Consider the following 22,894-nt stretch of genomic DNA (forward strand, 5'->3'; position numbering starts at 1 on the left):
CGGACCGGACCGTGGTGGGACAGGCGGTGCCGGACCGGGCTCGTGTCCGCGCCGGGCCGCCCCGGGCGGGCCCGCCGTGCCGTGGCGGCGGGCCCGGTCCGGCGGGTCGGTCAGGCCGCGAGGGCGGTCGCGGTCGCGGGTGCCGGCACACCCCGGTGCAGCCAGGCCCGCTCGGCGGCCGTCCACGCGGTGGTGGTCAGCAGGTACAGCCCGGCCGCGAGCGGCACGAACGCGGCGAACAGCACCGTGCCGAACGACAGGTACGGCAGGAGACGGGTGACGGGCGCGGCGGCCGTGGCGGGCGAGGCGGCCGCGGCGCGGCGGGCCCGGCGGAAGCCGACCCAGCAGACCGCACCGATCGCCGCGTACAGCGCACCGAGGACCAGGAACTGGCCCGCGGTGCGGGCCTCGCCGAGGTGCAGCCCGAGCGGCACCCCGGCGAGGGTGTGGCCGAGCAGGTCGTTCGGGGTGGTGAACAGCCGGTACATGACCGAGAAGAACGGGATCTGCACCAGCATCGGCAGGAAACCTGCGAACGGCGAGGACTTCTCCTCCCGGTACAGCTCGGTGAGGGCGGCCTGCAGCTTCTCCGGCCTGCCCTTGTGCCGCCGGTTCAGCTCGGCGACCTGCGGCGCGAGCCGCATCCGGACCTTCTCGCCGCGGGCGGCGGCCCGGGCGAGCGGGTGCAGTGCCAGCCGGACGAGGGCGGTGAACAGCACGAGGGCGAGCGCGGTCGGCACCACCGCGGCGAGTGCCGAGACGGCGTCGTGGGCAAGGTGGACGGCAGGATCGAGCACTGCGAAAACGGACATGCGGGGCGGGCCCTCCGGGTCTCAAGTCAACGAGATGTCGGCGGAAGGCGGCCGTGCGGAAGGGGACTACGCGGCCGCCGGGGCCGCGCCCGGTGCCCTGGGGCGGCGTCGGCCGCGGGCATCCGGATCACGCTGGGGAAGGAAAGCCGTACCGAGGGCCCGGCGGCGCAGCACACCGTCGCGGACGGCGGCAGGGGCGCGGGCGCCGAGCAGGCGGGCGGCCGCGAGGGCGCCCGCGACGGCACCGGCCAGCAGCACGGCGGCCGCGGTCGCCGCGACCGCGGTCAGCGCGGAGGGGCTGAGCGGCAGCTCACCGGCGAACAGCCGGAGCAGACCGAGGAGCAGCGCGACGAAGGGCACTGCACACCTCCTGGGACCGGCTGACGGGACGTGAGCCCGATGGTACGTGGCCGCAGCGCCGAACGGTAACGGTTCCGGCCGGAACCTCGCCGCCGCGCGGTGCGGACGGCGCGCTGCCCCGCGTGCCCCGGGCGCCGTGTGAGGATGACCGGCGAGCCACGGGACGGACCGCCCCTGGCCGTGGACCTCCGTACGGAAGACGACGTGATCCCCGCACCGCGCCCCCTGCTCCTGCCGGACGGACGCCCCGCCGCCGAGGCGTGGACGCTGGACCCGGCGATGAGGCACCTCAACCACGGCTCGTTCGGCGCGGTGCCGCTGGCCGCGCAGCGCGAGCAGCAGCGGCTGCGCGAGGAGATGGACCGGGCGCCGGTGGTGTGGTTCCCCGCGCTCGCGGGCCGGGTGGCCGCCGCGCGAGCCGCCGTCGCCGAGTTCCTGCGGGTACCCGCCGGCGACCTCGCCCTGGTGCCCAACGCCAGCGCCGGGGCGAGCGTCGTCTACGGCAGCCTGGAGCACCGCCCGGGCGGCGAGGTGGTCGTCACCGACCACGGCTACGGGGCGGTCACCATGGGCGCCGAGCGGCTGGCCCGCCGCTGGGGCGGCACCGTCCGCACGGCCCGGGTGCCGCTGGACGCCGGCCCGGAGGAGGCCGCCGCGGCGGTGCTCGACGAGGTCACCGACCGGACGGGCCTGATCGTGCTGGACCACATCACCTCGGCGACCGCCCGCTGGATGCCGGTCGAGGCCGTCGGCGCCGCCGCCCGCGAGCGCGGCATCCCGCTGCTGATCGACGGCGCGCACGTGCCCGGCCTTGCCGAGGACCCGCTCGCCGGCCTGCGGTTCGACGTCTGGGTGGGCAATCTGCACAAGTTCGGCTGCGCGCCGCGCGGCGCCGCCGCCCTGGTGGCCGGCTCGGAGCTGCGGCACCGCCTCCACCCGCTGATCGACTCCTGGGCGGCCCGGGAGCCCTTCCCCGAGCGGTTCGACACCCAGGGCACGGTCGACGCGACCGGCTACCTCGCGGCGCCCGCGGCCCTCGACTTCGTCGAGCGGACGTGGGGATGGAAGGCCGCTCGCGACTACCTCGGCGAGCTGGCCGACCACGCCGAGCGGATCGTCGGCGAGGCGTTCGCGGAGGTGACCGGCGCGAGCGCGGCGGTCGACGTCGGGATGCCGGTCAGCGCCCTGCGGCTGGTCCGCCTCCCGGACGGTCTGGCGCCGGACCGGCCTGCCGCCGATGCGCTGCGCGACCGGGTCGCGGCCGAGCTGGGCGTCGAGGCGGCCTTCACCAGCTTCGGCGGCACCGGCTACCTCCGGCTCTCCACACACGTCTACAACACGCCCGCGGACTACGCGTACTTCGCCGAGCACTGCGTGCCCGTCCTCGCCGCCTGGGCGCGGGGCTGAGTCCCGCGTCCGCCGGGCCGGCCCGAGCCGCCGCCAGCCGGGGTCCCGCGTCGGCAGGCCGGCTTTCCGCGGTCGCCCGTCCCGCAGGGCCGGCGGCTGTTAGGGTCCGGGCATGTCCAAGGCCGAGATAGACACGATCACGACGGAGTTCTTCGGTGCGTTCGACAACCGGGGCGGGAAGGCCGCGGACGTGGCCCGGATCCGCCGGCTGGTGCTGCCGAACGGTGTGATCGTCAGGACCGGCCCGGACTTCGCCGCCTACGGTGTCGAGGACTTCGTGGAGCCCCGGGAACGCCTGCTGGCGGACGGCCGGCTGGTCGAGTTCTCGGAGTGGGAGACCTCCGAGCGCACCGAGATCATCGACGACATGGCGACCCGGGTCGGCGAGTACCGCAAGTCCGGCGTGCTGGACGGCGAGCCCTTCGAGGGCGGCGGCACCAAGGTCATCCAGTTCGTCCGCACGCAGGACGGCTGGCGGATCGCCGCGCTGTCCTGGTTCGACCGGGACTGACCCGCCTTCGACCGGTCCGCCGGGGTCGCCCCCTCGTGCGGCCGGTCACCGCTCGGCGGTGCCGCTCTCCCCGGGCCGGGTGAGGGCGACGACGGCCCGGCGGGCGGCCTCGACGACGTCCCGGTCGGTGACCGCGGTGCCCTGGGCGGCGAGCAGCGCCGCCCGCACGGCGTCGACGGCCATCCGGAGGGCGAGCCGCCGCCGCTCGTCGGCGTGCTCGTCGACCAGCAGCCCGACGACCTCCTCGAAGGGGGGAGGAGCACCGCCGCTACCGGCAGGGCGCAGCCGGGTACCGGGCCGCCCGGCAGGCGGCGGCCCCGGCAGGCGGCAGCGCGTCCCGGTGACGCCCGTACGCCCGGTGCCGCCGCCGGCCGCAGAACGGACCCGCCGCCGACGGACCCGCGGGTGCGCCCGCCGCCGGGCAACCGTCCGCGGGTCGCGGCCCGCATGGTTGGATGGGCGCGTGGGGGAGATCGTGACGGCCGCGGTGGCCGTGGTGGGGACACTGCTCGGTGCCGGACTGACCTCGTTCTGGCAGTTCCGGCTGGCCGACCGGACGGAGCGCAGCGGCCGGGACGGCTACATCAGGTCCCAGCGCGTGGAGGCGTACAGCGGCTTCGCCGCGGCGATGGCCGAGCTGTCCAGGGCCCAGTTGAACCGCTGGCACCGGCGGCTCGACCTCCCGGAGCAGGATCCGGAACCCGCCCGGGCCCTCGTCTTCGAGTGCCGTTCGACCGCCCGGCAGGCCCTCTTCCGGGTCCTGCTGGTCGCGGGCAGCGACCGGGTGAAGGAGGCCGCCCGTGCGGCGTTCGAATCGCACTGGCCGATCGGTGACGCCCGTGACGAGGCGGAGTCCGCGCAGCTGAGCGCGGCCTGCCGACAGGCGGTGGAGGCGTTCCTCGCGCAGGCTGCCCAGGAGATCGCCTGAGGCGGCGTCGCGCAGCCGGGCCGTCGACCGCCGCCAGGGTCCGGACCCCATCGCGGTGCGGTGGACCCGTCAGTCCCGCAAGGGCATTGACGATGCATCGGACACTCGCGGGTAGCCCTTGACGCGGGGCGCCCGCCGGGACAGGGTATGGCCCGGTCCGGGTGCGGTCGGACGGCGCGACCTCCCCTCCCTCGGGGAGCCTCCACCAACCGACCGACTCCTCGGAGAGCCCTTCCGTGTCCAGACTTCTCCACCGCCTCGCGGCCTGCGCCGCGGGCGCGGCACTGGCCGTCGCCGGACCGTTCGCCACCAGAGCGCACGCCGACACCCCGGCCGCAGCCAACCTCGCCACCAACCCCGGTTTCGAGATCCCCCAACTGCCGTTGGACGACTGGGGTTCGATCCCGGGCTGGCAGTGCACGACCGGCGAGGCGGCGATCGGCAGCCCGGCCCGCAGCGGCGGCTCCGCCCTCCTCGTGACCCCCGCGGCGGCGGACTCCACCGGCCGCTGCGAGCAGATCCTCGGCGTCCGGCCCGGCACCACCTACACGCTCTCCGCCTGGGTGCGCGGCGCCTACGTCTTCCTGGGCGCCGAAGGCACCGGCCACGACGTCGCACCCGCCTGGACCCCGGACACCGGCGGCGAGTGGCACCGGCTCACCACCACGTTCACAACCGGCTCGGCGGTGACCAGCGTCCGCCTCTACCTCCACGGCTGGTACGGCCAGGGCGCCTACGCCGCCGACGACGTCCGGGTCGACGGCCCCGCCCCGGCGCCCGCACGTGCCCTGTGGAACGTACCGACCGGCGACCCCGTCCTCTTCGTCACCGTGGACGACGGCTGGCAGCGCACACCCGAGGCCGCCGCACTGATCGCCGACCGGAAGCTGCCCGTCACGGCCTTCCCGCTGCCGATGCCGCTCGGCTTCGACCCCGACTGGTTCCGTGCCGTGACCGCCGCACCCGGCTCCTCGATCCAGGACCACGGCGTCTCCCACCGCGACCTCACCACGCTGAGCGCCGAGGAGCAGCAGGCGGAGATCTGCGGCGGCCGCGACGCCGCCCTACGACGCACCGGCACCGCACCGACCGTCTTCCGGCCGCCCTACCTGGCCTGGAACGCCGACACCCTGCAGGCCGCCGCCAACTGCGGCATGACCACGGTGATGACCGCAACGGCCGACTTCAGCTGGGGCGCGTCGAACGTCTACCACGGCGGGCCGCTGCGCCCCGGAGACGTGGTGCTGCTGCACTTCACCGACACCCTCGCGAGCGACCTGGCACGGGTGCTGGCCGCCGCCGACGCGGCCGGACTGCGGCCGGCCGGCCTCACCGAGTACCTCTCCTGACAACGAGGGCGGCCCGCCCGGCGTGGCGTGCCGGGCGAGCCGCCCCCGCATGCTGCCGGAGAACCGTCACGTGTCCGGCGCACCGGGGCGGGGGAACGGCCCTGCCAGGGGCGCTGGTTCGGGCAGGGGCCGGCTCAGGCCGAGGTGTACGTGGCGGTGATCGGCCTGGCTGCGCCCGCGCCGATGGCCACGGCGGCCGCGGACATCGCGGGCGCGACGGCCTTCGGGACCGGGCTCGTCCGGGCGGCCGTGCCCGTCGCCATCGACCTGGACCGCCCCACCGGCTCGGGACACCTCCGACCGCGGAGGGTCAGGGGCGCTGCCACCAGCGGCGGGGGCGCTCCTGCCCCTCGCCGGGAGCAGCGGCCCGCTCCGCGGCGGCGGCCTGCCGGGCGGCCTCGGCGGCCCGCGGATCGTCGAACTCCCGGGACAGCACCTCGATCCGGCCGGTGGCCGGGTCGTGCCGCACCGTGTCCAGCGCCATGCGGTCGAGCTCGGCGATCGTCTCCGCGTGGACGGTGGTGTCCAGGGGCAGGACCGCCAGCTTCGGGTCACCCCCGGCGACGGTCACCTCCTCGGCGAGCAGGGTGTCCAGCAACCGGCGCGGGGTGTCCGACGGCAGCCGCTCGTCCACCGCGACGTGCAGCATCAACTGCTCGAACCCCGTGTCGACCCACCGCGCGTGGGACACCCACACCGACCGCACCGTCGGGAACTCGCGGATCCGGCGTCGCAGCGCATCCCGGAGCGCCACCGCCACGGGATGGGTGGACCAGGTCAGGCGCATGTCCTTGCCCTCCCCGCCCCGCCATCCGCGCTCGTGGAGCACCTGGATCACCAGCCCCATCGGCAGGGCGGCGCGGCCGCGGTCGGAGTGGAGCACCAGCGCAGGGACGCCGGTCCGCTCGGCGATGTCCCACAGCCGCAGCGCGTCGCAGTGGAACGGAGCCACCGGCTCCGCCACCTGCTCGGCGAGGCACGCCGCACTGACGTAGCCCGGCAGGAACGGGATGTCGTCCTCGCTCTGCTGGAACGCGACCTTGCCGCTCTCCGCCACGGGCACGTACACCCCGTGATCCACCACGGCGGCGAGCAGCACCTCCCACTCCGTACTGGCGGCGCCGCGGTCGAGGATGTCGGCAAGCACCGAGTTGATGTCCACGCGCACAGCGTACGGCAGCGTCAACTGCCCTGTGAGCCCTGGGCAATGGGGGCATGGCAGGATTCCGGAGTGATCGCCGGGACGAGGGGGACACCATGACCGGCCAGTGGAGCACCCACGCGATCGACCTGCTGGTCGACACCGCTTGATCGGCCGCCGGCCGGCCCGGCCACCCCGGTCGGGCCGCCGCCGGTCAGCCCGCCGTCTCGGACCGTCCGTGGTCCTCGCCCGGGCGATCCGGGGTGTCGGCGGGGGGTGCGGGCTTGGTGTGGAGGACGGCGCGGGCCTGTTCGGCGGCGCGGGTGATGCTTTCGCTGATGAAGTCGAGGAAGCGGGCGATGTTCTCCAGGCGGGTCGCGGCGGGGCTGTTGGGGCCGAGGACGGCGACGCCCTGGCGTGCGGTTGCGACGAGCTGGTCGTTGGACCGGGCGCTGGCGATGGTCGCCTGGTAGAAGAGTTCGTCGTCGACGATGTAGCGGTCGCGGCGGCGCTCGTCGCGCTCCCGGCGGACGAGGCTCTGGCTCTCCAGGAAGGCGATCGCCTTGGAGATGGACGCCGGGCTGACCTCCAGGCGCTGGGCGAGCTGGGACGCGGTGAGGCTGCCCGCGTCGCTGGTGAACAGACAGGTCAGCACCCGGGCACCCATCTTGGGCACGCCCGTCGCCATGAGGACCGTGGTGAGCGTCTCCTCGTACTCGGCCACGGCCTCGCTGTCGCGTCCCTGCGCCTGGGGAGCCGCCACCGACCCGCGGGGGGCGGCGGGCTTGCGGCGGTGGGCGCGGCGTTCGGTGGCGCGGTGGGCGAGGTCGGCGCGGTACGAGGTCGGGCCGCCGTTGCGCATCACCTCACGCGTGATGGTCGAGGTCGGCCGTTCGAGGCGCCGGGCGATCTCGGCGTAGGGGAGGCTGTCGGCCAGCCCGAGCGCGATCTGCTGGCGTTCCTGCTGGCTGAGCCTGCCTCCTGGCATCGCGTTCTCCTCGGACGTCCGCGGTGGTGGTCCGCCGGGTGGTCCCCGGCCCTGTCACTATAGCGTTCACTTCTCACCCATTGCAATGATCGTAATCATTGGCGTTGCATTCCTCTTGGCATGGTTGCAACGATTTAACGGCCTTGAGCTGCATCGATACTGTTCTTGTGCAACGAACGTGTTGCCGTCAAATGGAAAGCAACGTAGCGTTTCTGTTGTCCGAAACAAGCAGGCGAGCACAGGAGAGCCCGATGCAGAAGTTCGACACCCCCGCCCCGATCTCCGCCGTCCTGGACGTCCCCGCCGGGCGCGTCCAGCTCATCGCCGCCGACCGCGTGGACACCGTCGTCGAGGTCCGGCCCGCCGATCCGTCCAAGGCGCGCGACGCCCGGGCCGCCGAGCAGGCCACCGTCACCTACGCCGACGGCGTCCTGCGGATCCACGCCCCCGAACCCAAGAACAAGCTCCTCGGCTCGTCGGGCTCGGTGGAGGTGACCGTCCAGCTGCCCGCCGGCTCGCGCATCGAGGGCAGCGCGGCGGCCTGCGAGCTCCGCGGGGTGGGCCGCCTCGGCGACGTCGCCTTCGACGGCGCGTACCGCCGGATCAAGCTCGACGAGGCCGCGAGCGTCCGCCTCACCGCGGTCGACGGCGACGTCGAGGTCGGCCGGCTGGGCGGCCCGGCGGAGATCAGCACCGCCCGGGGCAGCATCCGGATCGTCGAGGCCGGGCCCGGCACCGTCGTGCTCGGCACCCAGTCCGGGGACATCTCGGTCGGCGCGGCCGCCGGCGTCTCGGCAGCCCTGGACGCCGGCACCGGCCACGGCCGGATCAGCAACGCCCTCAAGAACAACGGCAACGCCGAACTCGACATCCGCGCCACCACCGCCTACGGCGACATCACCGCCCGCAGCCTCTGAACATCGCTCCGACGCCACCGGAGCGCCCGCTGCACCGGCGGAACCGGGACGGCCCGGCCGGGTCCGAGCGGTCGTCGCCCGACGACCCGGCCGGCCGTCCCCACCCGCCCTGCGACCCACCGCCGGGGCCGGGAGCAACCGAACACCACACGCCCGACACGACCAGGGGGAACACCATGACGAAGAACAGCACGTCCTCGACCGGCTCGACCGGCTCGACCTGGACCGGCCTGGTGCCGGTCGACGACACGGCCCTCGCGGTCACCGACACCGGTGGCCCCGGCGTCCCGGTGGTCTACCTCAACGGCCAGTTCGCCACCCAGGGCTACTGGCGGCGGGTCCGCGCCGACCTGGGCGCCGGGTGGCGGCACATCACCTACGACGAGCGGGCCCGAGGCAAGAAGTCGGGGCGCTCGGCGGACTACTCCTTCGAGGCGGCCGTCCGGGACGTCGACGCCGTGCTCGAAGCCCGGGCTGTGCACCGGGCGCTCGTGGTGGGCTGGTCCTACGGGGCGTTCGTCGGGGCGCACTGGGCCGCCCGGAACCCGGAGCGCGCCCTGGGCGCGGTCATGGTCGACGGCGCGTTCCCCTACGACTGGCTGGACGAGGCCATGGAGCAGCGGATCCGCAAGCAGTTCCGGCAGTGGGGCCGGTTCATGCCGCTGCTGCGTCCGACCGGTCTGACGCCGCGGATGACGGCCGATCAGATGGCGGACTGCAACATCGAGCTCGGCCGGGTCTCCCGCGAGCGGGAACTGGGCCCCGTGCTCGACGACATCGCCGTCCCGGTGCGGTACGTGGTCGCCTCCGGGGCGTCCCTCGGCAGTCGCGGCGACGAGCAGGAGCGGATCCGCACCAGCCTCGACGCGGTGACCGCCCGCAACCCGAACATCGAGGTGAGCGCGAAGGTCGCGAGCAACCACGGCGCGCTCCTCAAGAAGGACTTCCGAGCCATCGCCGGAGCCGTGCGCGAGGTCGCCGCACTGGCCGGCGACGGGCGCTGACGGCACGCCGGCCCGGTCGTGACCCCCGCCGACGCGCTCGGCGGGGCCGCGGCATCGAAAGAAGCCCGGTGAGCACGACCACTGTCGGCCTGGGGTTCGTCACCGTCCGGGTCGCGGCAGCGGCGAGGTCGCCGATCAGTCCCGCCCCGGCCTCGGGGGCCGCACGCCGAACCACTGCTCGGCGCCGTAGTCCTCGAACCGCTCCACCTCGACGAAGCCCAGCTTCGACGCGAGGCGCATCGAACGGAGGTTGGCGGTCTGGGTGGCGAGCACCACCGGTTCGCCCGGGAGCGCGTCGGCGAACCAGTCGAGTGCTGCCGCGCACGCCTCGGCGGCGTACCCGTGGCCCCACGCCTCCGGCAGGAACAGGTAGCCGAGCTCGGCCCTCCCGTCGGCCTGACGGATGTGCCCCGTCCCGCGGCCGAGCGTGATCGTGCCGATCATCGTCCCGTCGAGATCGACGACGAAGGAGCCGGGACGCCTGCTGGGCACCTCCGGCATCGCGCGCTCCAGCTCGTCACGCGACCGTGGGCCACCGACGTAGGTGCCCACCTCGGGTGAGGCCAGCAGCTCGATGTACGGGGCACGGTCCCGTGCCTCGGGCCCGCGGAGCACGAGCCGTTCGGTCCGGATCGGGGTGGGTGGCCATGGGTAGGGGTGCACGGTGACGGCGTCCGACAAGGGGCGGCTCCTGATCCTCCGGGCCGTACGGTTCGATCCCGTACGGCCGCGACAGACAACGACTTCTGACGTCGCCACAGGTCAAGACGTGCTCGAACCGACGGCGGTTGCACGCGCCCGCGGGATCCGCCGTTCAGGTCACCGGTCGAGGACGAGGAGTCCTGCGAGGGCCAGGACCAGCGAGATCACGCTGATGATCCGCTGCCGCCTGTTCCAGGAGCCCCAGCCCTGGAAGCCGGCCGGGGTCATGTTCTGAACCCACGCGAGCCCGGACAGCCCGGCCAGCAGCAGGACTCCTCCGACGGCCACGTGCACGAGCATGCTCTCCACCCCCCGCCCACCGCCGGCTCCCTCCGCGGCGCGGTCGATCGTCCCACGGGCCCGGCGTACACGCCACGGCGAATCCCCGGTGCCGGGGGTCAGGCGCCGTCCGGCGAGCAGCGGGGGATGCCGTCGCGGAACAGGCTGACGAGGAGTCCGTAGGCCTCGCCGGGGGTGTGTCCGTGGAGCGGGGCTCGGTGGCGTGGACCTGGACGGGTTCGGCGAAGGCACGGCCGACCAGGCCGAAGCACTGCTCCGCTCCGGCAGAGCCGGTGCATAGGATCACCGGCATGCCACTACGACCCGTGATGGTGAACATCAAGGCCCTCGACTGCCCGGCGGTCGGCCGGTTCTGGGCGGAGGCGCTCGGCTGGAGCGCCTACCGCCCCGGCGTCACCACGTACGTCGGGCCCGCCGGCGGCCTGGTCTGGCCGGACCCGGTCTTCGTCTGCGTCGACGTCGTTCCCGTCCCGGATCCCAGGACGACGACGAAGAACCGCGTGCACCTCGATCTCGCCACGAGCTCCGCGGGCCATCAGACGGAGTTGGTGGCGCGGCTGAGGGCTCTCGGTGCGACCCCCGCCGACGTGGGCCAGGGCGACGTGCCGTGGACGGTCCTCGCCGATCCCGAGGGCAACGAGTTCTGCGTGCTGGAGCCCAGGGAGGTCTACCGGGACACCGGCCCGATCGCCGCGGTGGTGGTCGACTGCGCGGATCCGCGGGCCATGGCCCGGTTCTGGGGCGAGGCGACGGACTGGACCCTGCACGAGGTGACCGACGATCAGGCGGTGCTGCGATCGTCCACGGGCGTCGGCCCGTACCTCGAGTTCATCCGCACACCCGACGTGGGGACCGGCCCGGACCGCGTCCACCTCGACCTGCTGCCGTACCCCGGCGACGACGCGAAGGCGGAGGTGGCCCGGCTCCGGGCCCTCGGCGCCACCGACCTCGACCTCGGCCAGGGCGACGTCCCGTGGACGTGCCTGACCGACCCCGAGGGCCACGAGTTCTGCGTCCTCGCCCTGCCCTGACGCGGAGCCCCGTCGACACCCCGACGGGCGGGAGCGCCGCACCCCGGCCCCGCGGCCGGCGCCGGTGCGGCGCGGTGCCGGTGCCGACGGAGGCAGTAGATTCGCCGCGTGAACGACGCAGAACTCGCCGCGCTGCTGGTCGGACGTGCCGAGACCCCCTACCCCGGCACCTGGCAGGACACCCCTTTCACGGAGCGGCGGAGCGGCGGTGTGTGCCACGCCCTCGTCGCGATCGACCCGGACGTGACCGCGCTGGGCGTGCGGCGCGAGGACCGCTCGCTGCGGCTGCTGCCGGAGCAGGCCACACCGCGGCTGGTGAACACGGGCGCGGAGGCCTTCGCCGCCTTCACCCGCCTCTGCCGGGAGGCAGCCGCCGAGGCCGACGCGTACGAGGACGAGGACGACGGCTCCGACGAGGCCGTGGACCGCGCCACGGCGGCCGGCGACGCGCTCACCGGCGCGCTGCTGGCGGAGTTCGAGACCCTCGACCCGGCGGCCGTCGCCGACGAGAACTCCTTCCGGCACATCGCCGCCGAGGAACTGGGCTACGGCATGGGCGGCTGACGGCCCGGCAAGCGTCCCACGTACCAAGCTCGCTGCCGGGCCCCCCGCGTGACGCAGGGTCACCCCGGCCCGACACCCTGACGGAAGCAGAAGAGATGCCCGCGCAGACCACCCACCCCGACCACCAGGTCGACCGCGAACTCGTCGAGGCCGCGGCCCACGTCGCCCGCACCCGCTGCCGGGGCGACAACCACACGATGGCAGCCGCGGCCCGCGCCCGGGACGGACGCATCGTCACCGCGGTGAACGCCTACCACTTCACGGGCGGCCCCTGCGCCGAACTCGTCCTCATCGGCACCGCGGCCGCCCAGGGCGTGTACGAGCTGGAGACGATCGTCGCCGTGGGGGACCGCGACCGGGGCGTCGTGCCGCCCTGCGGCCGGTGCCGGCAGGTCCTGCTCGACTACTTCCCCGGCATCGAGGTCATCGTCGGCTCGGGCGACCGGGTGCGAGCCGTCCCCGTCGCCGACCTGCTGCCCGAGACCTACGTGTGGGCCGACCACCAGCTCGGCACCGAGTAGGTCACGGGTCGTGGCGGTCGTCCGTGAGGCAGACCGGGAAGTCCGGGTGCGAGGACCACGCGGCGAGGCCCTCGACGGCCACCGCCCAGGCACGGGCGGCCTCACCGGCCTCACCCCGGTCCAGGGCCTGCTCCGTCCGGGCGAGGTGCTCGTCGACCGCCCGGGACCAGGTCGCGAACGCCGCGTCGACATCACGGCTCGTGCCCCACTGCCCCACCGCGTCGGCCTGCTGCCGACGGGCGGCGACGAACGCCCGGGCAGCAGCCAGCTGTTCGGCGGTCGGAAGGCTCTCGCTCGTGCTCATGCCCGGTCCTCGGTGGCCGTGCCGCCCGCACGCCCCACCCGCTGCGGGTCCTCGACGGGACGGCGCCGTGATCCTCGGCTGCCCAAGCTACCCCGGCGCCACGGCGACAGGCGCGATCCGCGGAGCCGTCCGCGCGCCGGGCCGCAGCCGCACGCCGCTGCGGCCGTCCCCGGGGTACGAAAACGGGATGACCGGGACAGCCGGGCCGTGCACAATCCCGGCATGGGATCCGACCACAGTGGCGCGAGCCCGGGCGCCGACACCGACCGTCTGCTGCGACGGCTCGACCGCGCCGTGCGCAGCGGCGAGCTGATCCGCGTCGGCCGGAGCATCCGCGGCGCCGACCGCATCGACGGCTTCGCCGTGGCCGCATCGCCCGGCTGGACGGTGCTCGCCGTCTGCACGGACGTCCAGCTCGACGGGTGGTCGGCGGTGCGGACGGCGGACATCACCGAGGTCCGCCGCCGGGGCGACGACACCTGCCTGACCATCAGGGCGCTGCGCCGCCGCGGGCAGTGGCCGGTGCGCCCGCCCCTGCCCGCCGTCCCGCCCGACGACCTGCCCGGGCTGCTGCAGGCAGCCGGCCGCGGATTCGGCCTGATCGCGGTGGGCCGGGAGCGGCAGCAGCCTGACGCCTGCTGGATCGGCGCCGTCGCGGAACTCCGTCCGAAGTCGCTGAGGCTGCACGAGGTCGACCCGGACGCCCGGTGGCACCCCGACGTCTCCGGGTTCCGCTTCAAGGACATCACCAGGATCGACTTCGGCGGCCGCTACGAGCAGACCCTGCAGGAGTTCGCCGGCCCGCGCCGCTGACGCCCCGCAGGGCCGTCCGGGTCAGGGCAGCGGCTCGCCGCGCGCCGCCAGCCACAGCTCGTACCACTCCTCGTGGCCGAGGTCCGGGTCACGGACGGCGGCATCCCGGCAGGCCCGGATGCGGCCCGGATCCGCCGTGCCGACCACCGGGACGATCCGCGCCGGATGCCGCTGCAGCCACCACAGCACCACCGTCTCCGGCGTGGTGCCCTTCGCCTCCGCCAACTCGGCGACCAGCCGCGCCGTCCGCCGCTCCCGGTCCGTCCGCTGGCGGCCGGTGAAACGGCCCTGCGCGAGGGCGCCCCAGGCCTGCAGCCGGACACCGTTGCGGCGGCAGTACTCGACCGTCCCGAACGGGAACCCGTTGCCGGCCGCCGCGGCCGTGTTGACCAGCACCCCGGCCTCCAGCCAGTCCCGCTGCGCCAGGCTCATCTCCAGCTGGTTCGCCACCAGGGGCACGTCCAGGTGCGCCTGCAGGTCCTCGATCTGCGCCGTGCCCATGTTGGACACGCCGAACGCCCGGACGAGGCCCTGCCGATGCAGCGACATCAGCGCCTCGGCGACCTCCGCCGGATCGGCCAGCGGGTCGGGACGGTGCAGCAGCAGTACGTCCAGGACATCGGTGCGCAGCCGGGTCAGGCTCTCCTCGACCCGCCGGACGATGCTGCTGCCGCGCAGGTCGTAGATGCCGGGCCGGTCGCCGTCGGCGAGCCGGATGCCGCACTTGGTCTGCAGGGTGATCCGCTCACGCAGGCCGGACGCACGGGAGAGCACCTCGCCGAAGACCGCCTCCGACTTGCCACGCCGGTAGATGTCCGCGTGGTCGAACACCGTGATGCCGGCGTCCAGCGCCGCCCCGACGGCCGCCTCCGCCGCGGCGACGTCCGCCGGACCGTACCCCTCGGAGTCCCAGTCACCGCCCAGCCCCATGCAGCCGTACAGCAGGCGCTCCCCGCCCGGGCGTGTCGTCGTCATGCGGCCACCCTAGGCCACCTCCTTCGAGCTGCTCGCGGCCGGCGGTCGGGGCGGGGGCGCGTGGTGCGCGGCCGGGACGAGCGCGAAAACCCGTCACCTCCGTGGGGTCCGCGTCGTAGGCTCGGCGCATGTTCGATCATGATCATGCAGAACCGGCCGGTGACATGGCGCCCGTGACGGCCGAGGACCTCGCCGAGGGCGTACGGCTCGTCGTCGCGCTGCTGCGCCGGCCCGTGGCACTCGCCGCGGACTGGGGGCGGCCCGCCGGGAGCCCGGGGTGGAGCTGCTGGGAGACGGCCGAGCACCTGGCCGACGACCTCTTCTCCTACGGCGCGCAGCTGGGCCCGCAGACGCCCCCGGCCGACACGCACGTGCCGTTCGTCTGGCGGCGGGAGGCACCGGGCAGGCCCGCCAACGTCATCTTCGCCGAGCGGGGGAGCGGTCCGCAGGGCATCGTCCAGGTGCTGGAGTCCTGCGGCGCGCTGCACGTGGCGATGGTGCGGACGGCGTCGCCGCAGGCCCGTGCCTTCCACGTGTTCGGGACGACGGATCCCGAGGGCTCCGCAGCCATGGGCCTGGTCGAGCTGTTCGCGCACGCCGAGGACCTGGCACAGGGGCTCGGGCTCGACTGGCGGGCCCCCGCGCCGGTCTGCGCCCGCGTGCTGACCCGCCTGTTCCCCGGCGCCCCGACCGACACCGACCCCTGGGCCACCCTGCTCTGGGCGACCGGCCGCGGCGAACTCCCGGGACGGCAGCGGCTCACCGAATGGCGCTGGGACAGCACCCCGCGAACCTGACCGGAGGGCGGCTCGCGGGGACATCGGCCGCCGGGAGCCGTCACGGTCCGGTGCGGGCGCGCAGGGCGGCGGTGAACCAGGTGAACACCGGGGCCAGGCCGGGTGGGACGGGCCAGCCGTTGACGACGGCCAGCAGGTGCCAGTACCGCTCCGTGCGGGGGTCGCCGGCGATCTCCAGGCGGTCCAGCAGCCAGTGCCGCAGTTCGCTGTCGTCGGGGCGATCGAACGTCCGCGCGTACCGGGCGGTGAGCCCGTCGACCACGGCGGCCGCCTCGGGCGACTCCGGTGCGACGCCGGCGGCGAGCGAGCGGCCGACGGCTTCGCGGACGGCCTCGGTGAGCTCGTGGTGCAGGCCGGTGGCGTCGCCGCGGGCGCGCTCGGCCGCCTGGTACTCCGCCATGCGGCGGACGGCCGCGCGGAAGTCGCCGTCCCGCGTGAGTTCGGCCAGTTCGATCCAGGCGTCGACCTGGTCGGGTTCGGGGTCGTCCGGCAGCTCCGGCCCGGCCGAGCGCAGCATCTCGACGAAGTCGGCGTTGGCGTCCAGCCCGCCGAAGGTGGCGTCGATGAAATCGTCGATCAGGCTCCGGCGTTCGGCGTCGGAGAGTGTGGCGAGCTTGTGCATGAGTTCCGTCTCCTCGGGGGTCGAGCCCTTCTTGGCCACCGCGCGGAGCACCGCCCGGCGCAGCCGGAGGGTGCGGATCTGCACCTCCAGTGCGTCGGCGTGCGCGGCCGCGACCTCGGGCACCGAGACCTCCCGGTCCAGTACCCGCCGGATGACGGCGAGGTCCAGTCCCAGGTCGCGCAGGGTGCGGGCCAGGTCGAGGCGCGCGAGCGCACCGATGTCGTAGAGCCGGTAGCCGGCCGGGCTGCGGTCCGTCGGCGGCACGATCCCGGCGTCGGACCAGAACCGGATGGTCTTGACCGTCAACCCGGTGCGCCGGGCCAGGGCCCCGATCGTCAAGAGCGTGTCGCCGTCCATGCCCCCACCCTCGCGTCTCCCCCCACGGGAGACTCAAGTCCCGCCTCCCCGCGGCACATTCCCGTCCGTCGTGTCGGTCAGCGGCCATGACGGCCCCGCGCCGATGGGCTCGGTGGACCGGCGCCGCGCCGTGGTCCTCCTCACGGCCCCGCCGTTCGCCGGGCGGAGCGCCCCCGGCTGTCGGCCGCGGGCGCCGCCGCCGTCGGGGGTGACGTCAGGCGTGGTGGTGGAGGACGGCGTCCTTGAGGTTGCGCGTCTCGGGCGGCAGCGGCTTCGTCCGGGACAGCCGCACCGCGACACCGCGGGCCAGGTCGAAGGCGTCGACCGGGTCGGGGCGGTTCGCCCACGGGCCGGCGCCGCACCAGCGTCCGATCAGCCGGAACTGCTCCACGGAGGCCGCGTGCAGACCGGCCTTGCCCAGGTGGTCGGCGAGCAGGTGCCGCAGGGCGGGCAGGCGGGGATTGTCTGCAGGGACGGCCGCGAGGGCCGCCGCAACGGCCTTGAGCCGCCGCTTGCCGGCCCGGGTGCGGGGGAGGGCACGGAGGCCGCTGCGGCTCTCCAGCTCGGACAGCGCGTGCACGTAGATGCCGGCCAGCGGGCTGCCGACCGGGGCCTTGTCCATGGCCCGGCGGGCGAAGGCCATCATCTTCCGGTTCGTGCCGTACCACTTGGCGCACCAGTACTGCATGCCCTGCCAGTGCCCCTCGTAGTGGTACGGCGCGCGCGTGACCAGGCCGTCCCAGAGCGGTGCGAACCGGTCCGGCGTGTACTGGGCGCCGCGAGCCGCCAGCACCATGACCACCCACGGCCCGGGGTTCTCCGGCGCCAGCAGCGCCGCCCGGTGCGCCGCCTCGATCGCGGCCGGCAGCAGTCGGCGGAACTCGGCCATCCGCGCGGCCGGGACCTCGTGCGCGAAGCCGCTGCCGCGGATCGCCCACGCCCGGCTCACCATGTGCTTGGCCTCCAGGGTGGCGGCGTCGCAGCTGCCGGGGTCGGCGGCCCGCCACGCCGTCAGCCAGTCGTCGTCCTGCTCGGCGATCTCGGCGAGCAGCTCCAGCCTCGACCAGCGTTCGTCCCAGTCCTCGCCGGCCGCCTCGACGTGCGCGGCGGCCGGCCGCCAGTTGCCGCTCCAGGCGGCCTCGGCCAGCGACTGGACGGCCGCGCCGCGGTCCGCGGGCGCCGGCGGGCCGGCCCGGTGCGGGTCGAGCACGGCACGCGGGACCAGCCCGTAGGCGGCGGGATCGAAGACGGTGCGGGCCCATGCGGCGGCCCTGGAGGTGCGGTAGGGGCCCCGGAACCAGGTGATGAAGTAGGTCCCGGCGATGATGATCAGCAGCAGACTCACGGCGGAGGATCATGGCAGGTCGCGAGAGCCGGGAGCAACGGGAAAAGGGCCCGCCGGCCCCCGGTCCGCCGCGCCCGAACGGCCGGGCGGCCGCGGCCGCCCGGCCCACCCCGACGGCGTTCGGCCCTACGGCGGTTGTGGCGCCCGCCGACTGAGCAGGCTCAAAAGGGGACGACCGGCCGGTCGTCCACCACGAACCACCGTGCGGCGCGCCGCACCCGACCCGGAGGACCCCGGTGCCGCTTCCCTCGGAACCACTGCGCAAACTCGGCTTCCTGACCATCGGCCTGTTCGACGAGGCCGACCCCGGACGCGGCCACGAGTCCACCCTGCAGCTCGTCGAACTCGGCGAACGGCTCGGCTTCGACAGCGCCTGGCTGCGCCACCGGCACCTCCAGTTCGGCATCTCGTCCCCGGTGGCGGTGCTGGCCGCGGCCTCGCAGCGGACGAGGCGCATCGAGCTCGGCACCGCGGTCATACCGCTCGGCTGGGAGAACCCGCTGCGCCTGGCGGAGGACCTCGCGACCGTCGACGTCCTCTCCGGCGGCCGTCTCAACCCGGGTGTCAGCGTCGGCCCGCCGATGCACTTCGAGCGGGTGCGCGAAGCCCTGTACCCCGACACCGCCGACGCGGAGGACTTCGGGTTCGCCCGGGTGCGCCGTCTGCTCGACCTGGTCGGCGGCAAGCCCGCCAGTGACTTCCGCGGCACCGAGGGCATCGAGGCGTTCTCGGACCGGGTCCAGCCGCACTCGCCGGGCCTGGCCGCCCGCATGTGGTACGGCGCCGGCAGTCTGGGCTCGGCCCGGCAGGCTGCCGAGAACGGGATGAACCTGCTGGTCAGCAGTGTGGTGAAGGCCGAGGAGAGCGAGGACTTCGGTGCCGTGCAGCTCTCCCACGTGCGGGCGTTCCGGGAACGCCACCCCGACGGCGCCCGCGCCCGGGTCTCGCAGGGGCTGGTGGTGATCCCCACCGACAGCGCCACCCCCGCCCAGCGCGCCAGGTACCTGGAGTACGCCCGCGCCCGGCTGCCGCGCACCACCGCCCCGCAGGGCCCGGCCCGCCTGCTCTTCGCGCCCGACCTGGTCGGCAGCTCGCAGGAGATCGCGGAGCGGCTCCACGAGCACCCCGCCTTCCGAGAGATCGACGAGGTGGCCTTCGCGCTGCCGTTCACCTTCGAGCACGAGGACTACGTGCAGATCCTCACCGACATCGCCACCGCCCTCGGCCCGGCGCTGGGTTGGCGTCCCGCCTCCACCTGAGCACGCGGGCGACGGTGGCTCAGCGCGCGGGCAGCCGTACGGGCGCGGAGGGCGGGCCCTCGCGTCCGGCCCGGTCCACGCAGGTGACGGCGAACCAGGGGCCGGCGGCGGCTGACGGTGGCCGGTACCGGTGGACGGTCAGGGCCGGCAGCAGCGCCACCAGCCGGGCCGGATCGGCCGGCGGGTTCGGGCCCGGTGGGGTGTCGTACGCGTAGACGGCGAACAGGAAGGGGTGGGGGCGGCCGGAGCGCGGCGCCGGGGTGATCTGCAGCTGCCGCCGGTCGGGGGAGGTGTGCAGGGCCGGTGCCGCGGGCGGCGTCGCGCCGGCCAGCCGTGGCAGCAGCGGGACCAGCGCGGGACGGCTCCAGTGGTCGGCCGCGAGCATGTGGATCGCGCCGATCCGGTCGGTGTGAGCGCTGCGGGCGCTGAAGAAGACGTCCCCGCCGATCGATCCGACGGCTGCGTTGAGTGCGAGGTGGCGGGAGAGCTCGGCCGGGTCCTGCCAGGGCGCGGGCCGCCCCGGGGCACCGGGCCGGGAGGCGGACTGGCCGATCCACAGCTGGGTGCCGGTGCCCGCCACCTGGGCGGCCCACCAGCGCGCGAGGACGGCGTAGTCGGCGATCTCGAAGCCGATATGCCAGTACAGCTGCGGTGCGATGTAGTCGACCCAGCCCTTGCGCACCCACCCCCGGGAGTCGCAGTACTGCGCGTCGTAGGACTGCAGGGCGGTGGTCGCGGACCCGGCCGGGTCGGTGGACCGGTTGCGCCAGACCCCGAAGGGGCTGATCCCGTACACGGCGTCCGGCCGGGCCGCCCGCACCCGGTCGCGCAGCTGCCGGACGGTCAGGTCGATGTTGTCGCGCCGCCACGCGGCCCGGTCGCTGAAGCCGCGGCTCTCGGCGGCGAAGGCCTCGCCGTCGGGGAAGTCCCGGCCGTCGGGCGCAGGGTAGGGGTAGAAGTAGTCGTCGATGTGGACGCCGTCGACCTCGTAGCGGGTGACGGCGTCCATGACGGCGTCCAGGACGAACTCCCGGACTTCGGCGAGCCCCGGGTCGTAGTACAGCTCGCCGTCGTAGGCGACCGCCCAGTGGGGGTTGCGGCGGGCCGGATGGTCGGGCACCAGTCGGCCGGGATCGGCGTGGATCGCGATCCGGAACGGATTGAACCAGGCGTGGAAGGCGAGGCCGCGCTCGTGCGCGGCGCGGATCGCGAACGCCAGCGGGTCCCAGCCCGGATCGCGCCCCTGAGCACCGGTCAGCCACTGCGACCAGGGCTCGAACCGGGACGGCCAGAGCGCATCGGCGGTCGGGCGGACCTGGACGAACACCGCGTTGAAGCCCGTCGCCACCGCCGCGTCGAGCATCGCCGTGAAGTCGGCCCGCATCTGCTCGGGGCCGAGCCGTCGCCGGTCCGGCCAGTCCGTGTGGTTGAGGCAGGCGATCCACAGGCCGCGCATCTGCCGCTTCACCGGGGGCGGCGCGACCGACTCGGCCGGCAGTGTCCCGGGGGGACCGTCCTCGTGGCGGGCCGGGGGAGCGGCGGCACCTGTGCAGACCGCTGCTGCCAGTGCGGCCAGGACCTCCCGGCGGCGGGGAGGCCGCGGCCCGGGCGCCGTCATCGGGTGCCGGCCGGCGACAGGGGCCGGCCCGCCCCTGGAGGGGCCGCGAGGCGGGCCGCGGTGACGGGCACCGCCGCCGACCTGCGTGCGGCGGCCGGGGCGCAGCGGGTGCGGTGCAAGGGGTTCCTCCTCGGTCGGGAGGACCGTCCCCCGCACGGGCCGCTGCGACGGGGACGGCGCCGGCCCGTCCCCCGAACGGGAGACCGGATGCCGCCGAATGCAGGGCAGGTGCCCTTCGCGCCGCCGGTGGGTCAGTGGACCGGGAGGAGCAGGTCGATCCCCTGAGGACCGGTTCGGTCACCTGCGCGGGGTACGGCGCCTCGACGGCGTGACCCGGGTGCACTGCGGACGACGACCGCCGCCGGCAGCGGTCGTACCCGGCGGGCCGGCCCGGTCACCGCCGCCTCACGGCGGCCGGTCGACCGGCCGCGGGAACGCGAGACGGCGGCACGGTCCAGGACCGTGCCGCCGCACCGGAGTTGCCGGGTCAGGCGACGCTGACCGCGCTCCAGGCCGCCGCGACCGCGTTGTACTCGGCGCTGCCGGAGCCGTACAGGTCCTTGGCCGCGTTCAGGGACGCCGTGCGGGCGCCCTTGTAGTCGGTGGTGGACGTCATGTAGACGGTCAGCGCCCGGTACCAGATCTTGGCGACCTTCTGGTTGCCGATGCCGGTCACCGTGGAGCCGTTGCAGGTCGGGCTGTTGTAGGTGACACCGTTGATCGTCCGGCTGCCGCTGCCCTCACTGGCGAGGAAGAACCAGTGGTTGCCCACGCCGGAGGAGTTGTGCACGTCCAGCTGGCCCACCTTCTTGCTCCAGCAGTCGGCCGAACGGCCGTCCAGCGAGGGCTTGTCGAAGCGGCGCAGCCACGGCGGGGTCGACTGGTCGCTGAACAGGTAGTCGGGGGTGTCGATGCTGTTGTTGGCGTACCACTCGACCATGGTGCCGAAGATGTCGCTGGTCGACTCGTTGAGGCCGCCGGACTCGCCGCTGTAGCGGAGGTTGGCGGTGGCGCTGGTGACGCCGTGGGTCATCTCGTGGCCCATGGTGTCGAGGTCGACCTGCTCCGGGTCGGTGGTGCCGTCGCCGTCGCCGGTCATCATGCAGAAGCAGCTGTCGGACCACTGGGCGTTGTCCCACTTGGTGCCGACGTGCACGAAGACGGTGGCGCCCTTGCCGTCGTTCTTGATGCCGTTACGGCCGAAGGTGTTCTTGTAGTAGTCGTACGTCCAGGCGGTGTTGGCGTGGGCGTCGACGGCGGCGGTGGCGCGGTCGGTGGAGAACTTCCGGCCGTCGCCCCAGATGTTGTCGGCATCGGTGTACAGCGTGCCGGAGCTTGCGTTCAGGCTGCTCGCGGAGACGTTGCGGGCGTCCTTGGTGATGGTGCCGCGGGTCGGGTCGATCAGCGCGTACAGGCCGGTGGACTGCAGCGTGGTGTCGATCGTGACGGTGCCGGTGTACTCCGAGCGGCCGGTGCCGGAGGCCTCGTGCTCGGAGTCGAACTGCTCGATCTCGGCACCGGTCGTGGCGTCGGTGACGACGATCCGGCCGGAGGGCTGGCCCTGCTTGCCGAGGCCGCTCACCGTGGTCTGCCAGGCCAGACGTGCCGTGCCGTCGGCGGCCCAGACGACCAGTTGGGGCTGGGAGGTGGCGGACGAGATGCCGGGTGCGGCGGCCAGCGCCTTCGCGGCGGTGGTCTGTGCGGGGACCTTGGGGACGGTGGTGCGGACGGCGGGGCTGTGGCCCTTCGCCCGGGTCGAGTCCGTGAGTCTGCCGCGGGCGTCCTGATGCACCACCAGGTCACCACCGATCACCGGCAGGCCCTGGTAGGTGCGGTCGAAGCGGACGTGCTGGGTGCCGTCGGGGTCGATCAGGACGTCCTTGACCAGGAGGTCCTGCCCGGCGCCGAAGCCGAACAGTTCGGCGTTGCGGGCGACGTTGGCCTTGGCCTTGGCGATCGCGGTGTCCCGGCCGGGGCCGGCGGTGGCGGAGGTGGTGGAGATCTGGACGCCTGCGGCGACAAGGGCGGCGGTTGCCGCGAGGGCGCCGGCCGTGAGGGTGCGCCGGCGCGAAGAGGAGGTGGGGCCCACTCTGTACTCCAGTCGGTAGCTGCTGGGTGCCGACTGAGAGCTTGGCCGTGAACAGACAAACAGTTCTACGAAACAGTATTGAATTTGACCATTCCGTAGCCGAAGGCCTGATGAATTCCGATCGAATCCGACCGAAATGAACAAGGGTCAGCGCACGCGCAAGGGGCGCGTGGGATGTTC

At 74.4% G+C, this 22,894-nt stretch carries 25 protein-coding genes and 1 pseudogene; 12 read left to right on the top strand and 14 right to left on the bottom strand.

Going from position 1 to position 22,894, the window contains the following annotated elements; all coding sequences use genetic code 11:
• Positions 1-110: 110 nt before the first annotated feature.
• Entirely contained in the window at positions 111-812 is a 702-nt protein-coding gene (locus KSNIM_RS34890) for a YidC/Oxa1 family membrane protein insertase (RefSeq protein WP_263107187.1), read from the bottom strand.
• Positions 813-878: 66 nt separating this feature from the next.
• Positions 879-1,172: a DUF6412 domain-containing protein gene (locus tag KSNIM_RS34895; protein WP_263107188.1), complete on the bottom strand. Its 294-nt coding sequence runs from the start codon at positions 1,170-1,172 to the stop codon at positions 879-881.
• 144 nt (positions 1,173-1,316) lie between these two features.
• On the opposite strand from KSNIM_RS34895, the gene KSNIM_RS34900 reads away from it, so the two are divergent.
• Positions 1,317-2,579, top strand: a complete 1,263-nt coding sequence (locus KSNIM_RS34900) for an aminotransferase class V-fold PLP-dependent enzyme (protein ID WP_263107189.1) — start codon at positions 1,317-1,319, stop codon at positions 2,577-2,579.
• Between the two features lie 112 nt (positions 2,580-2,691).
• Entirely contained in the window at positions 2,692-3,090 is a 399-nt protein-coding gene (locus KSNIM_RS34905; RefSeq protein WP_263107190.1) for a nuclear transport factor 2 family protein, read from the top strand.
• Between the two features lie 45 nt (positions 3,091-3,135).
• Here KSNIM_RS34905 and KSNIM_RS34910 read toward each other — a convergent pair whose 3' ends face one another.
• Positions 3,136-3,273, bottom strand: a complete 138-nt coding sequence (locus KSNIM_RS34910) for a hypothetical protein (RefSeq protein WP_263107191.1) — start codon at positions 3,271-3,273, stop codon at positions 3,136-3,138.
• Between the two features lie 280 nt (positions 3,274-3,553).
• Here KSNIM_RS34910 and KSNIM_RS34915 point away from each other — a divergent pair, with 280 nt between their 5' ends.
• Both KSNIM_RS34915 and KSNIM_RS34920 read left to right on the top strand, forming a co-directional pair.
• Positions 3,554-4,018 carry a hypothetical protein gene (locus KSNIM_RS34915; protein ID WP_263107192.1) on the top strand — a complete coding sequence of 155 codons (465 nt, stop codon included), beginning with the start codon at positions 3,554-3,556 and terminating at the stop codon, positions 4,016-4,018.
• A 236-nt stretch (positions 4,019-4,254) separates the two neighbouring features.
• Complete coding sequence (locus KSNIM_RS34920) at positions 4,255-5,367, top strand: polysaccharide deacetylase family protein (RefSeq protein WP_263107193.1); 1,113 nt, start codon at positions 4,255-4,257, stop codon at positions 5,365-5,367.
• A gap of 134 nt (positions 5,368-5,501) precedes the next feature.
• Here KSNIM_RS34920 and KSNIM_RS34925 read toward each other — a convergent pair whose 3' ends face one another.
• The 3 genes from KSNIM_RS34925 to KSNIM_RS39525 form a co-directional block, all read right to left on the bottom strand.
• Positions 5,502-5,630: a hypothetical protein gene (locus KSNIM_RS34925; protein WP_263107194.1), complete on the bottom strand. Its 129-nt coding sequence runs from the start codon at positions 5,628-5,630 to the stop codon at positions 5,502-5,504.
• A gap of 47 nt (positions 5,631-5,677) precedes the next feature.
• Positions 5,678-6,529, bottom strand: coding sequence for a hypothetical protein (locus KSNIM_RS34930; protein ID WP_263107195.1), 852 nt, complete (start codon positions 6,527-6,529; stop codon positions 5,678-5,680).
• Between the two features lie 193 nt (positions 6,530-6,722).
• A complete protein-coding gene (locus KSNIM_RS39525; RefSeq protein WP_411543820.1) occupies positions 6,723-7,496 on the bottom strand; it encodes a helix-turn-helix domain-containing protein in 774 nt (257 codons plus the stop codon).
• Between the two features lie 251 nt (positions 7,497-7,747).
• Here KSNIM_RS39525 and KSNIM_RS34945 point away from each other — a divergent pair, with 251 nt between their 5' ends.
• Together KSNIM_RS34945 and KSNIM_RS34950 are read left to right on the top strand one after the other, a co-directional pair.
• Positions 7,748-8,413, top strand: coding sequence for a DUF4097 family beta strand repeat-containing protein (locus KSNIM_RS34945; RefSeq protein WP_263107196.1), 666 nt, complete (start codon positions 7,748-7,750; stop codon positions 8,411-8,413).
• A 176-nt stretch (positions 8,414-8,589) separates the two neighbouring features.
• Complete coding sequence (locus KSNIM_RS34950; protein ID WP_263107197.1) at positions 8,590-9,417, top strand: alpha/beta fold hydrolase; 828 nt, start codon at positions 8,590-8,592, stop codon at positions 9,415-9,417.
• 135 nt (positions 9,418-9,552) lie between these two features.
• Here KSNIM_RS34950 and KSNIM_RS34955 read toward each other — a convergent pair whose 3' ends face one another.
• The gene (locus tag KSNIM_RS34955) at positions 9,553-10,098 is read right to left on the bottom strand and encodes a GNAT family N-acetyltransferase (RefSeq protein ID WP_263107198.1); all 546 of its coding nucleotides are present in this window, start codon (positions 10,096-10,098) and stop codon (positions 9,553-9,555) included.
• A gap of 138 nt (positions 10,099-10,236) precedes the next feature.
• On the bottom strand, positions 10,237-10,419 hold the full coding sequence (locus KSNIM_RS34960; RefSeq protein ID WP_263107199.1) for a hypothetical protein: 183 nt from the start codon (positions 10,417-10,419) through the stop codon (positions 10,237-10,239).
• Positions 10,420-10,709: 290 nt separating this feature from the next.
• Here KSNIM_RS34960 and KSNIM_RS34965 point away from each other — a divergent pair, with 290 nt between their 5' ends.
• From KSNIM_RS34965 to KSNIM_RS34975, 3 genes are all read left to right on the top strand, one after another.
• Positions 10,710-11,450, top strand: coding sequence for a VOC family protein (locus tag KSNIM_RS34965; RefSeq protein ID WP_263107200.1), 741 nt, complete (start codon positions 10,710-10,712; stop codon positions 11,448-11,450).
• A gap of 108 nt (positions 11,451-11,558) precedes the next feature.
• The gene (locus KSNIM_RS34970) at positions 11,559-12,014 is read left to right on the top strand and encodes an SUKH-4 family immunity protein (RefSeq protein ID WP_263107201.1); all 456 of its coding nucleotides are present in this window, start codon (positions 11,559-11,561) and stop codon (positions 12,012-12,014) included.
• 95 nt (positions 12,015-12,109) lie between these two features.
• Positions 12,110-12,535: a cytidine deaminase gene (locus KSNIM_RS34975; protein WP_263107202.1), complete on the top strand. Its 426-nt coding sequence runs from the start codon at positions 12,110-12,112 to the stop codon at positions 12,533-12,535.
• A gap of 1 nt (position 12,536) precedes the next feature.
• Here the strand turns inward: KSNIM_RS34975 and KSNIM_RS34980 are convergent, their stop codons facing one another.
• Positions 12,537-12,839, bottom strand: a complete 303-nt coding sequence (locus KSNIM_RS34980; RefSeq protein WP_263107203.1) for a hypothetical protein — start codon at positions 12,837-12,839, stop codon at positions 12,537-12,539.
• Positions 12,840-13,061: 222 nt separating this feature from the next.
• Between KSNIM_RS34980 and KSNIM_RS34985 the strand changes: the two genes are divergently transcribed.
• Positions 13,062-13,652, top strand: a complete 591-nt coding sequence (locus KSNIM_RS34985) for a hypothetical protein (protein WP_263107204.1) — start codon at positions 13,062-13,064, stop codon at positions 13,650-13,652.
• Positions 13,653-13,673: 21 nt separating this feature from the next.
• Here the strand turns inward: KSNIM_RS34985 and KSNIM_RS34990 are convergent, their stop codons facing one another.
• Positions 13,674-14,627, bottom strand: a complete 954-nt coding sequence (locus KSNIM_RS34990) for an aldo/keto reductase family oxidoreductase (protein ID WP_263107205.1) — start codon at positions 14,625-14,627, stop codon at positions 13,674-13,676.
• A 128-nt stretch (positions 14,628-14,755) separates the two neighbouring features.
• Here KSNIM_RS34990 and KSNIM_RS34995 point away from each other — a divergent pair, with 128 nt between their 5' ends.
• On the top strand, positions 14,756-15,424 hold the full coding sequence (locus KSNIM_RS34995; RefSeq protein WP_263107206.1) for a hypothetical protein: 669 nt from the start codon (positions 14,756-14,758) through the stop codon (positions 15,422-15,424).
• A 40-nt stretch (positions 15,425-15,464) separates the two neighbouring features.
• Here KSNIM_RS34995 and KSNIM_RS35000 read toward each other — a convergent pair whose 3' ends face one another.
• Positions 15,465-16,403: a MerR family transcriptional regulator gene (locus KSNIM_RS35000; RefSeq protein WP_263107207.1), complete on the bottom strand. Its 939-nt coding sequence runs from the start codon at positions 16,401-16,403 to the stop codon at positions 15,465-15,467.
• A gap of 214 nt (positions 16,404-16,617) precedes the next feature.
• Positions 16,618-17,748 carry a hypothetical protein gene (locus tag KSNIM_RS35005; protein WP_263107208.1) on the bottom strand — a complete coding sequence of 377 codons (1,131 nt, stop codon included), beginning with the start codon at positions 17,746-17,748 and terminating at the stop codon, positions 16,618-16,620.
• A 236-nt stretch (positions 17,749-17,984) separates the two neighbouring features.
• On the opposite strand from KSNIM_RS35005, the gene KSNIM_RS35010 reads away from it, so the two are divergent.
• On the top strand, positions 17,985-19,007 hold the full coding sequence (locus KSNIM_RS35010) for an LLM class flavin-dependent oxidoreductase (RefSeq protein WP_263107209.1): 1,023 nt from the start codon (positions 17,985-17,987) through the stop codon (positions 19,005-19,007).
• Between the two features lie 343 nt (positions 19,008-19,350).
• On the opposite strand, the pseudogene KSNIM_RS35015 reads toward KSNIM_RS35010, so the two are convergent.
• A pseudogene (locus tag KSNIM_RS35015) lies at positions 19,351-20,625 on the bottom strand (glycoside hydrolase family 10 protein); the annotation flags it as partial.
• Positions 20,626-21,112: 487 nt separating this feature from the next.
• Positions 21,113-22,714 carry a M4 family metallopeptidase gene (locus tag KSNIM_RS35020; protein ID WP_263107211.1) on the bottom strand — a complete coding sequence of 534 codons (1,602 nt, stop codon included), beginning with the start codon at positions 22,712-22,714 and terminating at the stop codon, positions 21,113-21,115.
• Positions 22,715-22,894 lie beyond the last annotated feature (180 nt).

It is taken from the genome of Kitasatospora sp. DSM 101779 (assembly GCF_025655475.1).
Lineage (GTDB): Bacteria > Actinomycetota > Actinomycetes > Streptomycetales > Streptomycetaceae > Kitasatospora.